Genomic DNA, 18,900 nt, shown 5'->3' on the forward strand with positions numbered 1-18,900 from the left:
GGGGGCCACCGCCTACCCGCCGGTACGGCAGGAGGCGCGGTGCGTGGGACATCCGACATCTCGAGTTCTTGCCAACGTCGCCTCCCGGCAGGGACAGTCGTGCGCGTCGCGACATCGCGACCACACGTGGTGGGCGAGGGATGACGCAGGACGACACACGCTCGACGTACGCGCCGGGCCGGCCCCAGGGCGCGCTCACCGGGGTCGGGTTCGCCGACCCCGACGGCCGGGCCCGTACCGAGAGCCTGGGCGAGCGGGTGCTCGGATCGCTCCTCGACCGGGCGCACCTCATGCCGCCGCGCCTGGTCGGCCAGCTGGTGGCCCAGGAGATCGAGGCCATGGGCGGGCGCGACGTCGCCATCTACCTGCAGGACTTCGAGCACTCGGTCCTGCGGCCGCTGCAGGGCACCGGCCTGACCGGCGTGGCCGAGCCGATCGACGACAGCGCCGCCGGCACCGCCTTCCGCACCGACCGGCCGTGCGAGGTCGGGCAGCCCGACGGCGCCGTCCGGTTGTTCATGCCGATGCTCGACGGCTCCGACCGCGTCGGCGTCCTCGCGCTCACCCTGCCCGCGGTCGACGACAACGACCGCCGGCTGGCCCAGCGCATCGCCGGGCTGACCGCCGACCTCGTGGTGACCAAGTCCGGCTACACCGACACGTTCGCGCGCACGCGGATGGCCTCGCCCATGACCCTGTCCGCCCACCTCCAGTGGCAGATGCTGCCGCCCATGGTCATGACGACGCCGGACCTGGCCCTGGCCGGCGCCCTCGAGCCGGCCTACGACGTGGGTGGGGACAGCTTCGACTACGCCCTGGACGAGCACACCCTGCACCTGGCCGTGTTCGACGCCATGGGCCACGGCGTCGAGGCCGCCACCATGGCGACCCTGCTCATCGCGGCGTACCGCCACGGCCGGCTCAACGACAGCGACCTGACCGACATGTACGCCGAGATGGACTCGGTCATGGCCGACTCCTACCCCGGGCGGTTCGCCACCGCGCTGATCGGGCGGCTGGAGACGACGACCGGCGAGCTGACCTGGGTCAACGCCGGGCACCCGCCGGGCCTGCTGATCCGGGGCGGCCGGGTGGTCGAGGAGCTGACCGGGCGGGTCAGCCGCCCGGTCGGGTTCGGGAACGGCGAGGCGTACGTCCACTCGACCACGTTGCGCCCGCACGACCGGGTCTTCTTCTTCACCGACGGCGTGGTGGAGGAACGGATGCCCGACGGCGTCCAGTTCGGCGAGCAGCGGCTCCGGGAGTTCATCGAGGACAACGCGGTGCACGCCCTGCCCGTGGCCGAGACCGTCCGGTTGCTCTCCCACGCGCTGCTGCGGGGACGGGGCGGGCGGACCTCCGACGACGCCTCGCTGCTCATGGTCGAGTGGTCGGGCCCGCCGCGGGACGACGAGCTCTCGCGCGGCCGGGTCGGTGCCCTCCCGGCGGGCACCGTCGCCGACTGAGCGTCCGGCGTCAGCCGCGCCGGTCACGCAGGCGGCGCAGGTCGCGGCGGGTCCAGCCGCCGCCGAACAGGGCCCACAGCACCAGGACCGGCTGGAAGAACAGCCGGCCCAGCCGCTTGCCGTCGGTGTCCAGGCCGAAGGCGTCGGTGCCCTCGAGGTACTGGCCCACGTTGCCCGGGAAGATCACCACGAAGAACGCCGCGAGCAGCCCGCCGACGAACCGCTTCCTCGTCGGCAGCAGGGCGAAGGACGCGCCCAGGGCGATCTCGGCGACGCCGGACCCCAGCACCGTCAGGTCCTCGTCGACCGGGAACCAGCCGGGCACCTGGGCCCGGAACTCCTGCCGCTGGGTGGTCAGGTGCAGCACGCCCGCGCCGACCATGGTGGCGCCGAGCAGCAGACGAGCGGCGGTGCGCGGCAGCGAGCTCATGGCGACACCCTAGGCAGGGCCGTCGTTGACAGCCCGGCCGTTCCGCCCGTAGACAGCGCGGATGGCGAACGATGATCTGCACCGCGTGACGCTCGAGGTGGCCGACGGCGTCGCCACCGTGCGACTGGACCGGCCCGAGAAGATGAACGCCCTGGACCCGGCGATGTTCGAGGCGCTCGTCGCCACCGGGCGGGAGCTGATGGACCGCGACGACGTCGGCGCGGTGGTGCTCACCGGCGCGGGCCGCGCGTTCTGCGCCGGCCTGGACTTCAGCTCGTTCGCCGCGATGGCCGAGCGCAGCGGGCCGCGCGAGGTCGTCCCCCGCGAACCGCTGGGCGCCGCCGGCGTGCTGGCCCAGCAGGCCGTGCACGTCTGGTCGCTGGTGCCCGCTCCGGTGATCGCCGCGGTGCACGGCTACGCCTTCGGCGGTGGTCTGCAGATCGCGCTCGGCGCCGACATCCGCCTCGTCGCCCCGGACGCGCAGCTGTCCCTGATGGAGATCCAGTGGGGCATCTGCCCCGACATGTGCGGCACGCAGATCCTCCCCGAGCTCGTCGGCCGCGACGTCGCCAAGGAGCTCGCGCTCACCGGCCGCCGGGTGTCGGGCACCGAGGCGGCCCGGCTCGGGCTGGCCACCCGGGAGGAGGCCGACCCGCTGGCCGCCGCGCTCGCGCTGGCCACCGAGATCGCGGGGCACAGCCGCAACGCCACCCGCGCGGTCAAGCGGCTGGTCGACCTCGCCGGCCGGGTGTCGCTCGCCGACGGGCTGGCCGCCGAGCAGGCCGAGATCGGGAAGCTGATCGGCTCCCCGGAGCAGGCCGCCGTCGTCCGCGCCCGGCTCGGCACCGCCTGAGCGGACCGGTCAGCCGCGGGTCGCGGCGAGCAGGCGCCCGCGCGCCGTCGCCAGCGACGGGCCGTACCAGGTGAGGTCGCGGCCGGAGATCAGCACGGACCGCACGTCGGGGAACGCCTCCGGCCCGTCCTCGGCGGTGAAGACGTAGGGCTCGTCCGGCAGCAGCACCAGGTCGAGGTCCCGGGCGCCCAGGTCGTCGGGCTCCACCCGCGGATAGCGCTGCTCGTCGTCGGCGAACGCGTTGTGCAGGCCCAGCCGGGCGAGCACGTCGCCGGCGAACGTCCGCCCTCCCACGACCATCCACGGGTCGCGCCAGATCGGGACGGCGACCCGCAGCGCCGGCTCCGGCACCGGCCGCGCCCACTCCGCCGCCGCGGTGCGCAGCCACGCCGGCTCGCTCACGTCCAGCACCTCGGTGAGCAGCCGGCGCATGGAGACCAGCGCCTCGTCGAGCGACTCGATGACGGTGACCCAGACCGGGATGCCGGCAGCCCGGAGCCGCTGCACGTCCAGCTGCCGGTTCTCCTCCCGGTTGGCGATCACCAGGTCCGGCGCGAGCGCGGCGATCGCCGCCCGGTCGGGGTTCTTCGTGCCGCGGACCCGTGCGACGTCGAGGTCCGGCGGGTGGGTGCACCAGTCGGTGGCGCCCACGACCCGGTCGGGCACGGTGACCGCCAGCGCCTCCGTCAGCGACGGCACGAGCGACACCACCCGCCGCGGCGGCCCGGGCAGGTCCAGCGCGGTCCCGAGGTCGTCCCTCACACGTTGCGGCGGTACTGGCCGCCCACCTCGAAGAACGCCTCGGTGATCTGCCCGAGCGTGCAGACGCGGACGGTCTCCATCAGCTCGGCGAAGACGTTGCCGCCGTCCATCGCCACCTGCTGCAGGCGGGCCAGCGCGGCCGGCGCCTCCGCGGCGTGCCGCTCCGTGAAGCCGGCCAGCCGCTCCAGCTGCGAGCGCTTCTCCGCCTCCGTGGCGCGGGCGAGGTCCACCGGCGCGGGCGGGGCGTCGCCCCGGTCGGGTGCCAGGAAGGTGTTGACGCCGACGATCGGCAGGCTGCCGTCGTGCTTGCGGTGCTCGTAGAGCATCGACTCGTCCTGGATCCGGCCGCGCTGGTAGCCGGTCTCCATGGCGCCGAGCACTCCGCCGCGCTCGGCGATCCGGTCGAACTCGGCCAGCACGGCCTCCTCCACCAGCTCGGTGAGCTCCTCGATCACGAAGGAGCCCTGCAGCGGGTTCTCGTTGCCGGCCAGCCCCCACTCCTGGTCGATGATCATCTGGATCGCCAGGGCCCGGCGGACCGACTGCTCGCCGGGGGTGGTCACCGCCTCGTCGAAGGCGTTGGTGTGCAGGCTGTTGGCGTTGTCGTAGATCGCGCACAGCGCCTGCAGCGTCGTGCGGATGTCGTTGAAGTCCATCTCCTGCGCGTGCAGCGACCGGCCCGACGTCTGCACGTGGTACTTCAGCTTCTGCGACCGCTCCCCCGCGCCGTACCGCTCCCGCATGGCCACCGCCCAGATCCGGCGGGCGACCCGGCCGATGACCGAGTACTCGGCGTCCATGCCGTTGGAGAAGAAGAAGGACAGGTTGGGCGCGAAGTCGTCGATGGCCATGCCGCGGGCCAGGTAGCTCTCGACGTAGGTGAACCCGTTGGCCAGCGTGAACGCCAGCTGGCTGATGGGGTTCGCCCCGGCCTCGGCGATGTGGTAACCGGAGATGGAGACCGAGTAGAAGTTCCGGACGCCGTTGTCGATGAACCACTGCTGGATGTCGCCCATCGCCCGCAGCGCGAACTCGGTCGAGAAGATGCAGGTGTTCTGCCCCTGGTCCTCCTTGAGGATGTCGGCCTGCACCGTGCCGCGGACGTTCGCCAGCACGAAGGCGCGCAGCTCCTCGGCCTCCGCCGCGTCGGGCTCGCGGCCCTCCTCCGCGCGGAACGCGTCGAGCCGCTGGTCGATCGCGGCGTTCAGGAACATCGCCAGGATCGTCGGCGCCGGGCCGTTGATCGTCATGGACACCGACGTCGTGGGCGAGCAGAGGTCGAATCCGGAGTACAGCACCGCCATGTCCTCGAGCGTCGCGATCGACACCCCCGAGGTCCCGACCTTGCCGTAGATGTCCGGGCGCGGATCGGGGTCGCGGCCGTAGAGCGTCACCGAGTCGAACGCCGTCGACAGCCGGGTCGCCTCGTTGCCGGCCGAGAGCAGCCGGAAGCGCCGGTTGGTGCGGAACGGGTCGCCCTCACCGGCGAACATGCGCGCCGGGGCCTCGCCCTGCCGCTTGAAGGGGAACACCCCCGCGGTGAAGGGGAAGGCGCCGGGCAGGTTCTCCGCGCGCAGGAACCGCAGCAGCTCGCCGTCGTCCCGCGTGCGGGGCAGGGACACCCGGCGGACGGCGCTGCCCGACAGGGTCGTGCGGGTCAGCGGCGTGCGGATCTCCGTGCCGCGGACCGAGTAGACGTACTCCTCGCCGGAGTACGCCTCGACGACCGCCGGCCACCCGTCGAGCAGCGCGCGCACGTCGGCCAGCAGCTCGGCGGCGGCCGCCTCGGCCGCGGCCCGGGCTGCGTCGGCGGCGGCGCCGTCGAGCACCTCGGCGGCGGTGGCGAGGTGCTGGCGTCGGCGGGCGACGTCGGCCTGCGCCCCGGTGACGGCGGAGTAGCCGCGCACCGCCTCGCTGATCTCGGCCAGGTACCGGACGCGCTGGGCCGGGACGACGCTGGTCAGCCCGGTGGAGGCGCGCACGTCGACCCGCGGCAGCACTCCGGGGCCCGCGGCGAGGCCGGCATCGACCAGCAACCCGAGGAGGTGCTGGTAGAGCCCGGTCACGCCGTCGTCGTTGAACCGGGCGGCGCTGGTGCCGTAGACCGGCATCTCCTCCCACGGGACGCCGAAGGCCGACCGGTTGCGCACCAGCTGGCGGGCGACGTCGCGGCGCGCGTCCTCGGCGCCGCGGCGCTCGAACTTGTTGATGGCGACGACGTCCGCGAAGTCGAGCATGTCGATCTTCTCGAGCTGCGAGGCGGCACCGAACTCGGGCGTCATGACGTAGAGCGAGACGTCGCTGAACGGCACGATCGCCGCGTCGCCCTGCCCGATGCCCGGCGTCTCCACGATCACCAGGTCGTAGCCGGCCGCCCGCACCGCCGCCAGGACGTCGTCGAGGTGCTCGGGCACCTGGGCGCCGGCGCTGCGGGTCGCCATCGAACGGAAGAAGGTGCGGGAACCGTCGCGAGGGTCGCCCCCTCCGGAATCCAGGGCGTTCATCCGGATCCGGTCGCCGAGCAGCGCCCCGCCGCCGCGCCGCCGGGTGGGGTCGATCGCCAGGACCGCGACCCGCAGCTTGTCCTCCTGGTCCAGCCGCAGGCGGCGCAGGAGCTCGTCGGTCAGCGAGGACTTGCCCGAGCCCCCGGTGCCGGTGATGCCGAGGACGGGCACCGGGCGCCCGGCCGCCGCCGCCCGCACCTGCCCGGCCAGCTCGGGTGACCGGCCGCCCTCCAGCACGGTGATCGCCCGCGCCAGCGCGGCCGGGTTCCCGGCGAGCAGCGCGTCGACGTCGGGCCCCTCGGCGGCGAGGTCGACGTCGCAGGCCCGGACGAGCTCGTCGATCATCCCGGGCAGGCCGAGGCGCTGGCCGTCCTCGGGCGCGAAGATCCGGACGCCGCGCTCGCGCAGCGCGGCGATCTCCTCGGGGACGATCACGCCGCCGCCCCCGCCGAAGACCTGCACGTGCCCGGCGCCGGCCTCGGCGAGCCGCTCGACGAGGTAGCCGAAGTACTCGACGTGCCCGCCCTGGTAGGAGGAGATCGCGACGCCCTGGACGTCCTCCTCCAGCGCCGCGCGGACGACGGCGTCGACGCTGCGGTCGTGGCCGAGGTGGACGACCTCCGCGCCCTGGCTCTGCAGCATCCGCCGCATGATGTTGATCGACGCGTCGTGCCCGTCGAACAGGCTCGCGGCGGTCACGAAGCGCACCGGATGCGCGGGCTCGTGCATGCCCGCACCGTACGGCCCCAACTAGTAGGACGTCCACGTACCTCTCGATGCGACCACCCGGGTCGGGCCGGCCCAACCAGAGCGGCGTTCTAGCAATACGCCCCTCGCGCCGGTACGTTCTGCGACGTACGTCACGCGCCTGCGAGGAGTTCTCCATGACCACGATGCAGGCCCCCGCCGGCCGCACCCCCACCAGCGACGTCCAGCACGTCGACGTCCTCATCGTCGGCGCCGGCATCTCCGGCATCGGCGCCGCCTACCACCTGCAGCAGCAGCAGCCCGGCCGCAGCTTCCTGCTCCTGGACGCGCTCGACACCCGCGGCGGCACGTGGCGGACCCACCGCTACCCGGGCGCCCGGTCCGACAGCGACCTGTTCACCTTCGGCTACGGCTTCAAGCCGTGGCGCGGGCCCTCGATCGCCACCGCCGACGAGATCCTCACCTACCTCGACGAGGTCATCGAGGAGAACCACCTCGCCGACCACATCCGCTACCGGCACCGCGTCACCGCCGCGAGCTGGTCGTCCGAGGAGAAGCGGTACACCGTCGAGGTGACCCGCGAGGACACCGGCGAGCAGCTCCGCTTCACCACCGACTTCCTCTGGATGTGCCAGGGCTACTACGACCACGACAAGCCCTTCCAGCCGCGATGGGAGGGCATGGACGACTTCGGCGGGCAGATCGTGCACCCGCAGCAGTGGCCCGAGGACCTCGACCTCACCGGCAAGCGGGTCGTCGTCATCGGCTCCGGCGCGACCGCGGCGACGCTGATCCCGGCGATCGCCGAGAACGCCAAGCACGTGACGATGCTCCAGCGCTCGCCGACCTTCTTCATCTCCCGCCCGAAGGTCGCCGAGCTGGCCGCGACGCTGCGGGCGCTGGAGATCCCCGACGAGTGGACGCACGAGATCATGCGCCGCGCCTCGTTCGTGCAGGGCGAGGAGCTCCACCGCATGTCCAAGGAGACCCCGGACGTGCTGCGCGAGTTCCTCATCGAGTCGATGCGCCCGCTGCTCCCCGAGGGCTTCGACATCGACAAGCACTTCAACCCCACCTACCGGCCGTGGCAGCAGCGCCTGGCCGCGGTGCCCGAGGGGGACCTCTTCACCGCGCTGCGCGAGGGCAACGCCTCCGTCGTCACCGACACCATCGAGCGGTTCACCCCGACCGGCATCCGGCTCACCTCCGGCGAGGAGCTGGAGGCCGACGTCGTCGTCACCGCGACCGGCTTCGACCTGTCGGTGTTCGGCAACGTCGCCTTCACCGTCGACGGCGAGCCGGTCGACTTCACCCGGCAGGTCACCTACCGCGGGCTGATGATCACCGGCGTGCCGAACATGGCCTACGTCTTCGGCTACTTCCGGGCCAGCTGGACGCTGCGCGCCGACCTGGTCAGCCAGTTCGTCTGCCGGCTGCTCGCCAAGATGGACGAGCAGGGCACCCCGGTCGTCGTCCCGCAGCTGCGGCCGGAGGACGCCGACATGCCCCTGCTGGACTGGTCGGACCCGGAGAACTTCAACCCCGGCTACGTCATGCGCTCCCAGCACCGGATGTACAAGCGCGGCGACCGGGAGCCGTGGACCCACCACAAGGAGTACGCCGAGGAGCGGGAACTCCTGCCCTCCGCCGACCTCGACGACGGCCTCGTCTACCGCTGATCCGCCTTCCCCACCCGCCCCGAGAACAGGAGACCCCGTGCCGGTCGACCAGCACCTCGCCGCACTGCTCGCCATGGCCCAGCAGTCCGACCTGCCCCCGATGTACGAGGGGCCGCCGGAGGCCGGGCGGGCGCAGTACCTGGCCATGACCACCGGACTGCGCGGCCCGGAGCAGGTCGTGCCCGTGGCGAGCACCGAGGACATCACCGTCCCCGGCGGCGACGGCGACCTGCGGGCGCGCGTGTACCGACCCGAGGGCGAGGGCCCGTTCCCGACCGTCGCGTTCTTCCACGGCGGCGGCTGGGTCATCGGTGACCTCGAGACGCACGACAACATGGCCCGGCACATCTGCCGCGACGCCTCCGCCGTCGTCGTCTCCGTCGACTACCGGCTCGCACCGGAGGCGCCCTTCCCGGCCGCCGCGGACGACGCCGTGGTCTCCGCCCGCTGGATCGCCGCGAACCGCGACCGCTTCGGCGGGGACGACCGGCTCGGGGTCGCCGGCGACAGCGCGGGCGGCAACCTGGCCGCCGTCGTCGCGCAGACCCTGCACGCCGAGGGCACGCCGATCACCGCGCAGCTGCTGATCTACCCGGCCGTCGACGCCGCCGGCGAGTACTCGTCCCGCGTGGAGAACGCGCAGGGCTACTTCCTCGAGCAGCCGACCATGGACTGGTTCTACGGCCACTACGCGGGCAGCTGGGAGGACACCAAGGATCCGCGTCTGGCCCCGCTGCACCACCCGGACCTCACCGGGCAGCCGCCGGCCGTCGTCGTCACCGCGGAGTTCGACCCGCTGCGGGACGAGGGCGAGGCCTACGCCGAGGCGCTGCGGGCCGCCGGTGTGCCGGTCGAGGTGACCCGGTACGACGGCATGATCCACGGGTTCTTCGACATGGGCGCCCTCTCCCCCGCCGCGATGGCGGCGGTCGAGGAGACCTGCGGGAAGTTCCGCACGCTGCTGCACGGCTGACCCGCACAGCAGACGGACCGGAGCCCGGGGACCGCACGGTCCCCGGGCTCCGGTGCGTCCGGGCCGGGTGCGGTCAGGGAGCCGCCGGAGCCGACACCTTGGCGAACAGCGCCCTCATCTGGGCGACGAACTCCTCGAAGTCCGCCGCGCCGGCGTTCAGCGCCCGGCGGCCGGTGACCAGCGGCTTGGGCCAGTTGACCGCCACGACGCCCGTCAGCAGGCCGTCGTCGTCGGAGTAGAGGACCGCACCCTTCGCCGGGTCCACGGACAGGTCGCCGACGACCTCGAACCGGCCGCCGCGGGCGGCGTGCCCGACGATCTGCAGCTTCCAGTCGTACTGGTCGCTCCAGACGTACTCGAGCGGGCTGTAGGGCTGCAGGTCGTCGGCGTGCACGATGTTGTGCGCGACCGCGGCCCCCTGCTCGACGGCGTTGGTCCAGTGCTCGACGCGCACCTCGGCGGGATACCGCGGGTCCTGCCAGCGGGCGACGTCGCCCACCGCCCAGACGCGGTCGGAGTCCACGGCCCGGCAGTACCGGTCGCAGACGACGCCGTTGTCGATGAGCAGCCCCGAGTCGGCGAGCCATGCGTCGTTCGGCACCGCGCCGATGCCGACCAGCACCGTGGCCGCGCTCAGCACGGCGCCGTCGGTCAGCCGGACCGTCAGGTTCCCGGCCGAGCCGTCGATGCCCTCCACGCCGACCCCGAAGCGGGTGTCGACGCCCCGCCGCCGGTGCAGCTCCTCCAGCGGCCGGCCGACCTCCGGGCCGACCAGGCGCGCCAGCGGCGTCGCGAGCGGGTCGACCATGACCACCTCGTGCCCGAGCGTGCGGATGGTCGCCGCCGCCTCGGCGCCGATGACGCCACCGCCCACGACGACGACCGGCCCGCCGGCCGCGAGGTCGGCGCGGAGACCGTCGACGTCGGCCAGGGTGCGGATCACGTGCACCCCGGAGCCGGCGTGCCACGGCGAGGGCCGGGCGGTCGCGCCGGTGGCGATGACGACGTGGTCGTAGTCGAGCGTCGTGCCGTCGGCGAGCACCACCTGGGAGGCGGCGACGTCGAGCCGGACGGCGGCGACGCCGAGGCGGAGCTCGAGGTCCGCGGCGGCCGTCGCCTCCGGGGTGAGCAGTGCGAGACGGTCCAGCGCCCACTCCCCCGCCAGGTACTGCTTGGACAGCGGCGGCTTGTCGTAGGGCTCGGCCGACTCCTCGCCGACGAGCACGATGCGGCCGGCGAAGCCCTCGCGGCGCAGCGCCTGCGCTGCGCGCACCCCGCCGACGGACGAGCCGACGACGACGACGGTCTGGCTGGACACGGGTAGGACCCCCTGCTGGTGAGTAGGACTGCGACCTCAGGCGTTCTGGTGCCGGACGTGCCGAAGCCCCGGCGGTCGTGTGCACGACCACCGGGGCTCCGACGCGGCGTCAGCCGATGCGCATCGGCAGAGCGCGCGGGCCGCGGATCTGACCGACGGACCAGCGCGTCGGCTCGTCCTCGACCAGGCTGAACTCGGGGATGCGGTCCAGCCACACCTCGAGCGCGACGCGCAGCTCCATGCGGGCCAGGTGCGACCCGACGCAGCGGTGGATGCCGAGGCCGAAGGCCGCGTGCCGGTTGACCTGCCGGTCGATGATCACCTTGTCGGCGTCCTCGAAGCGCTCCGGGTCGCGGTTGGCGGCCGGGAAGGGAAGCAGGACCCAGTCCTCCTTCTTCATCTCGGCCGCACCGATGACCACGTCCTCCTTGACCAGGCGGGCCATGGTGACCGGGGCGTACGCGCGGAGGAACTCCTCCACGGCGGCCGGCCGGAGCGAGGGGTCCTCGACCAGGCGCTTGCGGTCCTCGGGGTTCTTGGCCAGGTGCCACAGCGAGGAGCCGATGGCGCTCCACGTCGTGTCGATGCCGGCGATGAGCAGCAGGGCCATGGTGCCGGCGACGTGCTGCGGCTCCAGCTTCTGGCCGTACAGCTCCGCGTTGATGAGGTACGTCGTCAGGTCCTCACGCGGGTTCGCGATGTGGTCGCGGATCTGCTCGAGGAGGTAGTCGAACAGCTGGGCGCCGCTCTCCTGCCGCTCCTCGGGCGTGCCGTTGGCACCCTCGAGGGCGCTCTCCACGAACTCGGCGAACTTCGGCCCGTCCTCCGGGGGGAAGCCCAGCATGTCCGAGATGACGCGCATCGGGATGTGCATCGCGTACTCGGTCGCGGCGTCCACGACGTCCCGGCCGGCGAGGCCGTCGATCAGCGAGTGGCAGTACGCCTCGGTGGTGATCGCCTGCTTCGCGACGTTCGCCTTGGTGAACGCCGGCAGCAGGAGCTTGCGGGCGTCGTGGTGGAACGGCGGGTCGGACGAGATCGGGGGGACTCCGCCGACCGGCGCCAGGTCCAGCGGCGGCCGGTAGTTGCTGACGATGATCGCGCGGGACGAGAAGTGCTCGGTGTCGTAGGCGATGGCCTGGACGTCCTCGTACCGGGTGGGCAGCCAGGCCCCACCGAAGCGGTCGGTGTGCGCGACCGGGCAGCGACCGCGCAGGTCGTCCCAGATCTCGATGGCGCGCTCGGCGTACTCCTCCTCGAAGTGCGAGAAGTCCGTGGTCCAGTCGGAGACCGGCCCGGTCACCACCTCGCTGCGAACACCGAGACCCTCCTGAGGTTCCTTACTGCGGAAATCCTCGGTGAACCTGTCATCGACGGTCATTTCAGAGCCTCCTCGAACACTAGAACGGCGGACTCGGGGCAGTTGGCTGCAGCGAGACGGGTGTCGCCCTCCCGGCCTTCCGGCACGTTGCCGTCGGCCGTGAGCGCGGTGAGCGTGGCGTAGCCCTCGTCGTCCTCGCCGAACAGATCGGGGGCGAGGTCGTAGCAGCGGCCGTGGCCCTGGCAGAGTTTCGAGTCGATCTGCACCTTCATGTGCGGTTTCCCATCTGTGCTTCGGTACGGGCGATGCTCGTCACGACGCGGGACAGCAGGGCTGTCCAGTCCTCGTCGTCGACGTCGTGCAGATCAGGGGTGAGCAGCGTGCTGCCGATGGCCAGCGAGGTGGCCAGGTGCGCGATCGCCTTGGCCGAGACGGTCGCGTCGATCTCCCCGCGGAGCTGCGCCTGCTCGACCAGACCGGTCATCCACTCGGCCCGCTCCCGCACGTATCCGGTCATGGCCGAGGCCACCTCCGGGTCGCGGCGGGCGGCGATGAGGGCCTCGATGACCAGGTACCGGTCGGCGTCCGGCGGCTCGGTCAGGCCGACACCTGCGCGCATGAACAGGTCGACGATCGAGCGGTCCGGGTCGGCCGCCAGCATCTCGGCCATCGGGCGCCGGCCGTGCGTGCGCAGCGCACCCACGAGCAGCTCGGCCTTCGAGGCGAAGTACGCGTACAGGGCGCTGTTGCTCAGCCCCGCCTCGGTCGCGATGTCGGCGACCCGCGTGCCGTCGTAGCCGCGGCGGGCGAACACGTCGGCGGCAGCACGCAGCAGCCGCTCCCGTGTCTGTGCGCCCGTTGCGCCTGCGATGCGTCCCACACCACGAATTGAATAGTGATTCACTTAACAGGTCAAGAGGGCTGGACCGAAGGAGTCGAGAATTCATGCAGGTCGAGGGTTCGTCACAGGACGCACGGGGCAACGACGGTGACCTCGCGGGCGTGCTTTCCGTCTCACCGACCGGTGCGGACACCTTCCGCGCAGGGCCGCGGCGGCAGAACCCGGAGCGCTCCTTCGGCGGCTCCGTCGTCGCGCAGGCGCTGCTGGCCGCGGGTGCCACGGTCGACCCCGACCGGCGGGTGCACTCGCTGCACGCCTACTTCCTCCGCGTCGGCGAGGCCTCCTCCCCCACCGACTTCCGCGTCGACCGCGTGCGCGACGGCCGCTCGTACGGCACCCGCCGGGTCACCGCCGAGCAGGACGGCCGGGCGATCCTCGACCTCACCGCCTCGTTCCAGGTCGCCGAGACCGGGTTCGCCCACCAGGTGCCCGCGCTGGACGCGCCGTCTCCGGAGTCGCTGCCCACGGTGCAGGAGGCCGCCGCCGAGGCGCCGGAGCCACTGCGCAGCTGGTTCGGCAGCCTGTTCCGGCGGCACCCCTTCGAGCTCCGGTTCGACGGCGAGCTGCCCCGGGTGGCGGCCGCCCGCGGGGAGAGCGCCCCGCCGCAACAGCGCTTCTGGCTGCGCGCCGGCGAGGCGCTCCCCGACGAGCCCCTGGTGCACGCCGCCGCGCTCGCCTACGCCTCGGACATGCTCCTGCTGTCCACGTCCCTGGCCCCGCACGCCCGCGCCGTCGGCGCCCCGGACGTGGCCGCGGCCAGCCTCGACCACGCCGTCTGGCTGCACCGGCCGGTCCGGGTCGACGAGTGGCTGCTCTTCGAGCAGGAGAGCAGCTGGGCCGCCGGTGGACGCTGCCTCTGCCATGCCCGCGTCTTCGACGCCGCCGGCCGGCTGGTCATGACCGTCGCCCAGGAGGGGATGGTCCGCCCGATCGGCCCGCGCTGAGCTGTCCCCTCAGGGACCGGCCGGTCAGCCCCTGCGGCTCGCCCGGAGGCCGGCGTGGCGGGCGCCCAGGGAGCACGCCATCGCCCCCAGGCAGACCAGCAGGAGGGTGAACGCCGTCCAGTGGTAGCCGGTGACGAGGTCGAGCCGGCCCTCGGCGGAGACCTCGGAGATCGTGCCGGAGAAGACGTAGCGCCTCAGCTCGAACGGCAGCGGGGTGGTCAGCACGGTGAGGATCACCGCGGTGCCCAGGACCGCACCGGTGTTCTGCAGCATCAGCCGCATGCCGTTGGCGATGCCCAGCCGCTCGCTGGGCATGGTGGCCAGCAGCACCTGGGTGTTGGAGGGCATGAACAGCCCGGACCCGGCGCCCACGAGGATCAGGGCGGCCATCACCGCGGCGTCGTTCACCTCGGCGCCCGTGAGCAGCAGCAGCACGGCCAGGCCCGCCGCCGTGGCGGCGTTGCCGAGCACGGTGAGGGTGTGCGCCTCGATCCAGCGCTGGAAGAAGCCGGACGCCGCGGAGAAGATCAGCGCCGACACCGCGAGCGGGAGCACGCTCCACCCGGCCGACAGCGCGTCCTCCCCACCCCCGGCCTGGAGGTACAGCGACACCAGCAGGACGACCCCGAAGTTGCTGATGGCGTTGAGGAACGAGGCACTCAGCCCCCAGGAGAAGCTGCGGTCCTCGAACAGGCGGGTGTCCATCAGCGGGTCGCGCACCCGCCGCTCCACCAGGATGAAGGTGGGCAGCAGGACGGCGAACGCCACGAGCCCGCCGATCACCAGCGGGTCCGACCAGCCCAGCGAGGTGACCTGCGAGAGCGCGACCAGCCCGCAGCCCAGGCCCAGGAAGGCCAGCAGGTTGCCGGGGACGTCCAGCGACAGCCGCTCACCCGAGCGGGGCACCGGGCGGAGCGCGACGACGCCCCAGACCAGGCAGCCGATGCCGACCGGCACGTTGGACCAGAAGAGCCACTGCACGCCGACGTGCTCGGCGAGGAACCCGCCGAGGGTGGGGCCGAGGAGCTGGGCGACGGAGAACGAGGCCAGGTAGATGCCCATCCCCTGCCCCAGCCGGTGCCGCGGGAAGGCGCCGGTGACCAGGGCCGCGCTGTTGGTCAGCAGCATCGCCGCACCCGCCGCCTGCAGCACCCGGCAGGCGACCAGCCACCACGCGTCCGGGGCGAAGCCCGCGAGCAGGTTGCCGACGGTGAAGACGGCCAGGCCGGTCAGGTACATCGACCGGCGGCCGAAGAGGTCGGCCAGCCGCCCGAAGGACACCATGAGCAGCGTCTGGGTGAGCATGAACGACAGCAGGATCCAGCTCGACGCCGTCGCCGAGGCGTCGTACTCGCGCGCCACCGCGGGCAGCGCCACGTTGAGAGCGCTGTTCGAGAGGCCGGAGAACATGCTCGCCAACCCGACGACGGACAGCGTCCGCCAGGCCTCGCGCATGACCGCCGGGTCGTCCCGGGACGTCGCCGGCTCCGACGGGGGCACCGCAGGGAAGGCCGGTTCCGGACTGTCCGTCGCGCCCGACGTGCCGATGACCGGTTGCTCGAGCCCGTCCGGACGCGCCGCGGTCGACCAGGACATTCGCACCCCCCGTTGTCCGAGCAATCCTAGAACAGGGCTCTAGAGCTGAGGACGGCGGTGGGGCATGCTGGCCGGGCGGCGCAGTGCAGCGCCACCACGTCGAGGAGAGGCTTCAACCCCATGCCACTGGACCTGTCGGCCGTCGGCCGCGAGGGAACCGTTCACGAGCGCAGCTGGACGTCGAAGGACGCCCTGCTCTACGCCGTCGGGGTGGGCGCCGGGCTGGGCGACCCCAGCCAGGAGCTGAGCTTCACCACGGAGAACAGCCACGGGGTCGAGCAGCAGGTGCTGCCGACGTTCGGCGTCCTGCTGGCCCAGGCACCCGGCGTGAGCATCGGTGAGTTCAACCGCGCGATGCTGGTCCACGCCGAGCAGGAGATCCGGCTGCACCGGGTCCTGCCGGTCGAGGGCACCCTGCGCGCGCAGGCCCGCGTCGAGTCGATGGAGGGCAAGCGCAGCGGCGCCCTGGTCACCACGTCGTCCACGGCCGTCGACGCCGACGGCGCGCCGCTGATCACCACGCGCAGCTCGATCTTCATCCGCGGCGAGCAGGTCGAGTCCGACCACACGGCGCCGGCGGACGACTGGGCGCAGCCCGATCGCGCGCCGGACTGGGAGGTCACGCTCGAGACCCGGCCGGAGCAGGCGCTGCTCTACCGGCTCAACGGCGACCGCAACCCGCTGCACTCCGACCCGGCGTTCGCGGCGCGGGCCGGGTTCGAGCGGCCGATCCTGCACGGGCTGTGCACCTACGGCATCACCGGCCGCGCGCTGCTGATGTCGGCGATGGGCGGCGACCCGGGCCAGTTCCGGGCGATGTCCGGGCGGTTCAGCTCGCCGGTCCTGCCCGGTGAGGCGCTGACCGTGCGCATCTGGCGCCACGAGGGCGGGGCCGACGGCGCCCTGCTGTTCCGCACCCTGCGGGGCGACGGCACGGTCGTCATCGACCGCGGCCGCGCGGAGGTCGGCGCCCCCGAGTGATCCGGGGTCAGGCGCCGGCGATCACCGTGCCGGCGCCTGACTGCGGCACCTCGACGGCCGGTCCCTCGGCCGGCGCGATGGCCTGCTCCGCGGTCGGCTCGACGTCCTCGACCAGGACGCCGAGCCGCTCGATCATCACGACGGCGGCGTCGACGATCGCCTGCGCCTCGCGCCGGGTCCGGCTGCTCATGACCTCGCGGCCCGCCTCGCCGATGACGTTGGTCAGCACGGAGACGGTCACCCGGCCGATGGCGTCGTCCGGGGCCTGCAGCAGCAGGGAGTTCTGCCGGATCCACTCGTGCCCGCGGGTGCGGCGCAGGAGCTCGAACCCGGGCGGGCCGTCCTTGTCGACGAACAGGCTGCCGACCGCGCGGCCCTCCCAGGAGCCGCGGAGGAAGCCGCGCGCGCCGGCCACGAACAGGGCCAGCGGCTGGGTCTCCCCCGCCCTGCGGGCGGCGGTGACCGCCTCGGCGGCGCGCTTCTCCTGGCTGTCCTTCCACTCCTCCCAGAGCGCGAGGAACAGCTCGCTCTTGCCCCCGAAGTGGTGGTAGAGGCTGCCGACGCTGGAGCCGGCGCGCTCGACGACGTCGGCCACGCTGGACTCGGCGAAGCCGCGCTCGGCGAAGACCTCGCGGGCGGCGTCCAGCAGGACCCGGCGGGTCTCCCCGGTGCGGCTCCACTTCCAGGCACTGCGCCCGGGAGCGGGGCCGGGGTCGCGTGGCATCGGATCTCCCTCCGGGCGGGCTAGAACGTCGTTCTAGAACAGCCTAGGGCACCGCGCGGCCCCTGCGGCCCCGATTGGGCGAGAGCCTCGCCACGCGGGGCCGGCGGGGCCCAGGGCCGGTCGCCGCTCCCTGCGGAGCGGCGACCGGCCGACGGATCAGCGGGGCGACCGGCCCAGCACGAGGGTCGCGCCGGCCATGAACATGCCGCCGTTGCCCATGACGACGCTGCGCTCGACGCCCTCGACCTGCGCCGCGGCCTCGCCACGCACCTGGCGCACGGCCTCCTGGATGGCGAACATGCCGTACATCCCGGTGTGGGTGTAGGACATGCCGCCGCCGTTGGTGTTCATCGGCAGCCGCCCGCCCGGGGAGGTGTTGCCCTCGGCGACGAACGCACCGGCCTCGCCCCGACCCACGAAGCCGGCGTCCTCGAGCCCGTAGAGGGGCACGTGCGCGAAGGCGTCGTAGATCATCAGGTGGTCGACGTCGGCGTGCGTGATGCCGGCCTCGGCGAAGGCCGCCGCGCTCGAGCGCTTGAAGCCGCCGAACGAGGTCATGTCCGGCATCTGGCTGACCATCGGGGAGTCCGCGGCCTCGCCGGCGCCCAGCAGGTGCACGAGCGGCTTGTCGTAGCCGCGCGCCTCCGCCTTCTCCCGCGTGGTGACCACGAGCGCGCCACCGCCGTCGGTGACCAGGCAGCACATGAGCAGGGTGAACGGCCAGGCGATCATCTTCGACGCGAGGACGTCGTCCACGGTGGCCAGGTCCTGCATGGCCGCCCGCGGGTTCCGGCTGGACCAGCGGCGCTGGGCGACGGCGACCTCGGCGAGCTGCTCGAGCGTCGTGCCGGTCTCGTGCATGAAGCGCAGCGCGGTCAGCGTGAACGCCGTCGGCGGGCCGAAGACGCCGTAGGGCGCCTCGAACTGGCCGTTGAGCGACTGCGGGCTGCGCCCCCAGGCCGCAGGGTCCACCCGGGACCGGCCGGACTCGCCGTGGGTGATGAGCACGGTCTCGGCCAGGCCGGCGCGGATGGCGCCGGCTGCGTGCCGGACGTGGAAGAGGAACGAGGTCCCGCCCACGCCGGTGCCGTCGAGCCACCTCGCCTCGATGCCCATGGCGTGGGCGATGGCCACCGGCCCGGGCGTCTGGACCGTGGCGATGCCGTCGATGTCCGCGGGGGTCATCCCGGCGTCGGCGAGCGCGTTGCGCGCGCCCTGCAGGTGCAGGGCCGTCGTCGACATGTCGGGCAGCTTGCCCAGCTCGTCGGTCTCGGCGGCACCGATGATGACGATGTCGTCCTTGGCGCTCATGCGGCACTCCCGGCAGGTGCGAACAGCGGCAGGTGGACGTCGCCGCGCGGCTCGAAGACCACGCGCAGGGCCATGTCCAGCGGCAGCTTCTCGGGGTCGGCCTCGACCTCGACGAGGTTGGTCATCATGCGCACGCCCTCGGGCAGCTCCACGATCGCGATCACGTAGGGCACCTCCTCGGCGAACCCGGGGGCGGCCCGGTGGCTGATGACGTAGGAGTGCAGCGTGGCGGTGCCGTCGCTGACCACCCACTCGAGGTCGGTGGAGTAGCAGAACGGGCAGGCCGGCCGCGGGTAGAAGACGTGCTTGCCGCAGGAGGTGCACCGCTGGATGCGCAGCTCACCGGCGGCGCAGCCCTCCCAGAACGGGAGGGTCTCCGGGGTGGGGACGGGGGCGGGCTTCGTGGGTGGCGGCACCGGCGTGGCTCTC

The 18,900-nt window shown here is 73.0% G+C and carries 17 protein-coding genes; 6 read left to right on the top strand and 11 right to left on the bottom strand.

Annotated features, from left to right (window positions below):
* The first annotated feature begins 140 nt into the window (after positions 1-140).
* Entirely contained in the window at positions 141-1,466 is a 1,326-nt protein-coding gene (locus tag CRP29_RS12490) for a PP2C family protein-serine/threonine phosphatase (RefSeq protein WP_097195343.1), read from the top strand.
* A gap of 10 nt (positions 1,467-1,476) precedes the next feature.
* On the opposite strand, the gene CRP29_RS12495 is transcribed toward CRP29_RS12490, so the two are convergent.
* The gene (locus tag CRP29_RS12495; protein ID WP_097195344.1) at positions 1,477-1,896 is read right to left on the bottom strand and encodes a DoxX family protein; all 420 of its coding nucleotides are present in this window, start codon (positions 1,894-1,896) and stop codon (positions 1,477-1,479) included.
* A 61-nt stretch (positions 1,897-1,957) separates the two neighbouring features.
* Between CRP29_RS12495 and CRP29_RS12500 the strand changes: the two genes are divergently transcribed.
* Positions 1,958-2,749, top strand: coding sequence for a crotonase/enoyl-CoA hydratase family protein (locus tag CRP29_RS12500; protein WP_097195345.1), 792 nt, complete (start codon positions 1,958-1,960; stop codon positions 2,747-2,749).
* A gap of 9 nt (positions 2,750-2,758) precedes the next feature.
* Here CRP29_RS12500 and CRP29_RS12505 read toward each other — a convergent pair whose 3' ends face one another.
* Both CRP29_RS12505 and icmF read right to left on the bottom strand, forming a co-directional pair.
* A complete protein-coding gene (locus tag CRP29_RS12505) occupies positions 2,759-3,511 on the bottom strand; it encodes a helical backbone metal receptor (protein ID WP_097195346.1) in 753 nt (250 codons plus the stop codon).
* Complete coding sequence (icmF, locus tag CRP29_RS12510) at positions 3,508-6,744, bottom strand: fused isobutyryl-CoA mutase/GTPase IcmF (protein ID WP_097195347.1); 3,237 nt, start codon at positions 6,742-6,744, stop codon at positions 3,508-3,510. The genes CRP29_RS12505 and icmF overlap by 4 nt, the downstream gene beginning before the upstream one ends.
* Positions 6,745-6,899: 155 nt before the next feature.
* On the opposite strand from icmF, the gene CRP29_RS12515 reads away from it, so the two are divergent.
* Positions 6,900-8,402 (top strand): flavin-containing monooxygenase, encoded by a 1,503-nt coding sequence (locus CRP29_RS12515; RefSeq protein WP_176522942.1) that lies wholly within the window; start codon positions 6,900-6,902, stop codon positions 8,400-8,402.
* 37 nt (positions 8,403-8,439) lie between these two features.
* Positions 8,440-9,375, top strand: coding sequence for an alpha/beta hydrolase (locus CRP29_RS12520; protein ID WP_097195348.1), 936 nt, complete (start codon positions 8,440-8,442; stop codon positions 9,373-9,375).
* Between the two features lie 73 nt (positions 9,376-9,448).
* Here CRP29_RS12520 and CRP29_RS12525 read toward each other — a convergent pair whose 3' ends face one another.
* From CRP29_RS12525 to CRP29_RS12540, 4 genes are all read right to left on the bottom strand, one after another.
* Positions 9,449-10,693 (bottom strand): NAD(P)/FAD-dependent oxidoreductase, encoded by a 1,245-nt coding sequence (locus CRP29_RS12525; protein ID WP_097195349.1) that lies wholly within the window; start codon positions 10,691-10,693, stop codon positions 9,449-9,451.
* Positions 10,694-10,802: 109 nt separating this feature from the next.
* Positions 10,803-12,074: a cytochrome P450 gene (locus CRP29_RS12530; RefSeq protein WP_097195350.1), complete on the bottom strand. Its 1,272-nt coding sequence runs from the start codon at positions 12,072-12,074 to the stop codon at positions 10,803-10,805.
* Positions 12,071-12,286, bottom strand: a complete 216-nt coding sequence (locus CRP29_RS12535; protein ID WP_097195351.1) for a ferredoxin — start codon at positions 12,284-12,286, stop codon at positions 12,071-12,073. Before CRP29_RS12535 ends, CRP29_RS12530 begins: the two co-directional genes overlap by 4 nt.
* A complete protein-coding gene (locus tag CRP29_RS12540) occupies positions 12,283-12,894 on the bottom strand; it encodes a TetR/AcrR family transcriptional regulator (RefSeq protein ID WP_097195352.1) in 612 nt (203 codons plus the stop codon). The genes CRP29_RS12535 and CRP29_RS12540 overlap by 4 nt, the downstream gene beginning before the upstream one ends.
* Positions 12,895-13,016: 122 nt before the next feature.
* On the opposite strand from CRP29_RS12540, the gene CRP29_RS12545 reads away from it, so the two are divergent.
* Complete coding sequence (locus tag CRP29_RS12545) at positions 13,017-13,859, top strand: acyl-CoA thioesterase (protein ID WP_176522943.1); 843 nt, start codon at positions 13,017-13,019, stop codon at positions 13,857-13,859.
* 24 nt (positions 13,860-13,883) lie between these two features.
* Here the strand turns inward: CRP29_RS12545 and CRP29_RS12550 are convergent, their stop codons facing one another.
* Positions 13,884-15,359 carry an MFS transporter gene (locus tag CRP29_RS12550; RefSeq protein WP_176522944.1) on the bottom strand — a complete coding sequence of 492 codons (1,476 nt, stop codon included), beginning with the start codon at positions 15,357-15,359 and terminating at the stop codon, positions 13,884-13,886.
* Between the two features lie 216 nt (positions 15,360-15,575).
* On the opposite strand from CRP29_RS12550, the gene CRP29_RS12555 reads away from it, so the two are divergent.
* Positions 15,576-16,436, top strand: a complete 861-nt coding sequence (locus tag CRP29_RS12555) for a MaoC/PaaZ C-terminal domain-containing protein (RefSeq protein ID WP_097195355.1) — start codon at positions 15,576-15,578, stop codon at positions 16,434-16,436.
* 7 nt (positions 16,437-16,443) lie between these two features.
* On the opposite strand, the gene CRP29_RS12560 is transcribed toward CRP29_RS12555, so the two are convergent.
* The 3 genes from CRP29_RS12560 to CRP29_RS12570 all read right to left on the bottom strand — a co-directional run bounded on the left by CRP29_RS12560 (position 16,444) and on the right by CRP29_RS12570 (position 18,887).
* Positions 16,444-17,160 carry a TetR/AcrR family transcriptional regulator gene (locus CRP29_RS12560; protein ID WP_097195356.1) on the bottom strand — a complete coding sequence of 239 codons (717 nt, stop codon included), beginning with the start codon at positions 17,158-17,160 and terminating at the stop codon, positions 16,444-16,446.
* Positions 17,161-17,316: 156 nt separating this feature from the next.
* Complete coding sequence (locus CRP29_RS12565; RefSeq protein WP_097195357.1) at positions 17,317-18,471, bottom strand: thiolase C-terminal domain-containing protein; 1,155 nt, start codon at positions 18,469-18,471, stop codon at positions 17,317-17,319.
* The gene (locus CRP29_RS12570; RefSeq protein WP_097195358.1) at positions 18,468-18,887 is read right to left on the bottom strand and encodes a Zn-ribbon domain-containing OB-fold protein; all 420 of its coding nucleotides are present in this window, start codon (positions 18,885-18,887) and stop codon (positions 18,468-18,470) included. The genes CRP29_RS12565 and CRP29_RS12570 overlap by 4 nt, the downstream gene beginning before the upstream one ends.
* Positions 18,888-18,900: the final 13 nt, after the last annotated feature.

The organism is Blastococcus aggregatus, from assembly GCF_900221005.1.
Lineage (GTDB): Bacteria > Actinomycetota > Actinomycetes > Mycobacteriales > Geodermatophilaceae > Blastococcus > Blastococcus aggregatus.

What these genes read in the sequence shown, in the direction of transcription:
- CRP29_RS12490 (WP_097195343.1), top strand. Translation starts at nt 141, where the DNA reads ATGACGCAGGACGACACACGCTCGACGTACGCGCCGGGCCGGCCCCAG.
- CRP29_RS12495 (WP_097195344.1), bottom strand. Translation starts at nt 1,896, where the DNA reads ATGAGCTCGCTGCCGCGCACCGCCGCTCGTCTGCTGCTCGGCGCCACC.
- CRP29_RS12500 (WP_097195345.1), top strand. Translation starts at nt 1,958, where the DNA reads ATGGCGAACGATGATCTGCACCGCGTGACGCTCGAGGTGGCCGACGGC.
- icmF (WP_097195347.1), bottom strand. Translation starts at nt 6,744, where the DNA reads ATGCACGAGCCCGCGCATCCGGTGCGCTTCGTGACCGCCGCGAGCCTG.
- CRP29_RS12515 (WP_176522942.1), top strand. Translation starts at nt 6,900, where the DNA reads ATGACCACGATGCAGGCCCCCGCCGGCCGCACCCCCACCAGCGACGTC.
- CRP29_RS12530 (WP_097195350.1), bottom strand. Translation starts at nt 12,074, where the DNA reads ATGACCGTCGATGACAGGTTCACCGAGGATTTCCGCAGTAAGGAACCT.
- CRP29_RS12535 (WP_097195351.1), bottom strand. Translation starts at nt 12,286, where the DNA reads ATGAAGGTGCAGATCGACTCGAAACTCTGCCAGGGCCACGGCCGCTGC.
- CRP29_RS12555 (WP_097195355.1), top strand. Translation starts at nt 15,576, where the DNA reads ATGCCACTGGACCTGTCGGCCGTCGGCCGCGAGGGAACCGTTCACGAG.
- CRP29_RS12560 (WP_097195356.1), bottom strand. Translation starts at nt 17,160, where the DNA reads ATGCCACGCGACCCCGGCCCCGCTCCCGGGCGCAGTGCCTGGAAGTGG.
- CRP29_RS12565 (WP_097195357.1), bottom strand. Translation starts at nt 18,471, where the DNA reads ATGAGCGCCAAGGACGACATCGTCATCATCGGTGCCGCCGAGACCGAC.